The 363-nt window shown below is 45.2% G+C and carries 1 protein-coding gene; it reads right to left on the reverse strand.

The window, feature by feature from the left end; genetic code table 11:
- Positions 1–351 (reverse strand): 7TM diverse intracellular signaling domain-containing protein (locus tag A3757_RS04410; RefSeq protein WP_255374970.1); only part of this gene is annotated, 351 nt, incomplete at its 3' end.
- Positions 352–363: the final 12 nt, after the last annotated feature.

Below are 363 nucleotides of genomic sequence, written 5' to 3' on the forward strand. Positions count from 1 at the left end.
CTGAAATGCCACATTCAACTCGGTGTATATTCGGTTCTCGAATGCCAGGCAGATAAAGACAAAGGGGGTGATTAGCACCCATGAGACTCTCATGGTAAAGGCCGGGATATATTTCCGGTATAAGGCGCTAAAGAAGCCCATAAAGAAAGGAAGCGTCAGGTAAAAACTTAAATGCTCAAGGCGTTGGAGGCTTGCCCAGCTGAACCAGTCAAATAAGTGCAGAACCCGCTCATCAATCATTAAGCGCCTGAAGCCCACAGCCAAGCACAATAGACCAAAGTATAGAGCGCTAACCTCTTTTGAGCGGAAGGCGAATAATGAAAAATTATACAGGCCGATTGCAATTAGAATTGAGCCAAAGAA

The organism is Oleiphilus sp. HI0117 (assembly GCF_001635235.1).